The following is a 2,190-nucleotide window of genomic DNA, read 5'->3' as shown; positions in this document are numbered from 1 at the left end:
CAAAAAGGATAATTTTACTTTTTCCCAAGCCATCGTCACTTTTGCAACTTTGTTGTTTTCCGCTGAGAGGGTATAAGAAAGCCTTTCCTGGTTGTCGGAAGCCATTGTAGGTGTTATTTTGATAGCAACGGCATCATCCTTGGCAAGGGCAGCTTCATCCACTTTCCCATCGGTTGTGTAGGCGTTAATTGCATTACCTTTGCTGTTGAGGTGAATAGTCCAGTCACCGGAAGCTTGTGGCGTAATGAAAAGGGTGTATTTTCCGGCACTGAGGTTTTCCCCACCGATAGTTACGCCAGTGCTGAATGTTATTGTAGTGGGAGCATTTGCCCCGGCTCTCCAAGTTACCCCATACTTCAAAAGCTCACCGAAAATTGTTCTTCCTTTCACCCCGGGTGAAGAATAGTCAATACTGATTTTGGTAAAACCAACATTTTGGGAAACTTGGGCCGCAGGGCTGGCAGCGGGAGCCTGAAGCTGTGCCTGGGTTTGGACAGTGGCGGCAAAAAACATTATAAGGGTAAGGGCAATAAAATAAAGTTTAACGCTTCTCATGAAATTGGTTTTAGGTATATTATCAGATAATTAATTGGTGAAGATACAACAAGCTTTTTAAAATGTTGTTTTTGATTTTTTTTTATCTCGGATGAAAAATGATTATTGAATGGGCTCAAATTATTCTGAAACCATTTATCCATTTTCTATGACACTTTATCTTTATAAATGGTAATTTGGGAGAAATATCAAATAAAAACACAGAACCATGATGAAAAAAATATTACTTGTTTGTGTCTTAGGTCTCATTTCACTTGCCGCATTCGCTCAAAAAGCAGATAAAGACGGTTGGATACCCCTTTGGGATGGAAAAACTTTTGATGGATGGAAAGTCAATGAAAACTCCAATTCCTTTACCATTAAAGATGGTGTGATTAAAATAGATGGCCCAAGAGCTCACCTTTTCTATGTCGGCGAGGTGATGAATCATGATTTCAAAAATTTTGAATTCAAAGCCCAAGTGATGACAGAACCAGGTGCCAATTCCGGAATCTTTTTTCACACAAAATATCAGGAAGATGGCTGGCCGGATAAAGGTTATGAAGTCCAGGTAAACCAATCCCACAGTGACTGGAGGAAAACAGGGAGCTTGTATTCCTTTGATGATGTGAAGGAAGTCCATGTAAAAGACAACGAATGGTATACGGAGCACATCATTGTGCAGGGAGATAAAGTAACTGTCAAGATCAATGGCAAAACGGTTGTGGAATATGTTGAGTCTGAAGATAAAAACAGACCGGATAACGCAGGGGAAAAAAAGATAGACCGCGGAACTTTTGCCCTTCAGGCCCATGATCCCAAAAGCGTGATTTACTATAAAGATATTATGGTTAAGCCATTGCCGTAAATTCTTGCACTAAATCTCCCTCTCAGAAGTGATACAAAGGAAAAAGTACCTTATGGTTTTTTCTTTTTTAACAGAAGCGATTTTCTGGATTATAAGAAAGAGAAAGGCATTGTATACTTTTAATCCGGTAACACTTTGGAGAGGTATCTATCTCCAATCCAAAAATTTCAGCAATGAAAAACCTGCTTACTACCAGCCTTCTTTTTTTGATCTTTTCCTGTTCCCAGCTTCCACATAATACTTCGAAAGAAAAGAATATTGAAGATGGCTGGCAATCCCTGTTCAATGGGGAGGATATTGAGGATTGGCGAATCAAAATCTCCAAGCACGAATATCAAGAAAATTACAACAATACCTTCAGGGTGGAAGATGGGTTGATGAAAGTAAGGTATGATGAGTATGAAGATTTTGACCGACAATACGGACATATTTTTTATAAAGATCCTTTTTCTTATTATCTATTAAGGGTAGAATATCGGTTTGTGGGAGAGCAGCCACCCGGTGGGGAAGGTTGGGCTTTGAGAAACTCAGGCGTGATGCTCCATGGGCAAGCTCCGGAAACCATGACCAAAGACCAGGATTTCCCAATTTCCATAGAGGGGCAGCTTCTTGGCGGTGATGGACAAAACGAAAGACCCACAAGCAACCTCTGCACTCCTGGAACTAATGTGGTGATCGATGGGGAGCTGTTTACTCCACATTGCATGAATTCCAACTCCAAAACCTATCATGGAGAACAATGGGTGGTGGCTGACTTTTTGGTATTGGGAGATTCAATCATTCACCAC

Annotated in this window: 3 protein-coding genes; 2 read left to right on the top strand and 1 reads right to left on the bottom strand. The window is 40.6% G+C overall.

Going from position 1 to position 2,190, the window contains the following annotated elements:
- On the bottom strand, positions 1-555 hold a 555-nt coding region (locus ACEW8O_RS21585), incomplete at its 3' end, for a DUF2911 domain-containing protein (RefSeq protein ID WP_373496701.1).
- Positions 556-766: 211 nt separating this feature from the next.
- Between ACEW8O_RS21585 and ACEW8O_RS21580 the strand changes: the two genes are divergently transcribed.
- A complete protein-coding gene (locus ACEW8O_RS21580; RefSeq protein WP_373496702.1) occupies positions 767-1,402 on the top strand; it encodes a DUF1080 domain-containing protein in 636 nt (211 codons plus the stop codon).
- 173 nt (positions 1,403-1,575) lie between these two features.
- Positions 1,576-2,190, top strand: a 615-nt coding sequence (locus ACEW8O_RS21575) for a DUF1080 domain-containing protein (protein WP_373496700.1), incomplete at its 3' end; no start/stop codon positions are given.

It is taken from the genome of Aquiflexum sp. (genome assembly GCF_041749095.1).
Taxonomy (GTDB): domain Bacteria; phylum Bacteroidota; class Bacteroidia; order Cytophagales; family Cyclobacteriaceae; genus Aquiflexum.
The sequence above is the reverse complement of the archived record's forward strand: the minus strand, read 5'-3'. Positions and strand labels throughout refer to the sequence as shown.

Bases quoted from the DNA above. Each gene is read 5' to 3' on its own strand.
- ACEW8O_RS21580 (WP_373496702.1), top strand. From the start codon at position 767: ATGAAAAAAATATTACTTGTTTGTGTCTTAGGTCTCATTTCACTTGCC.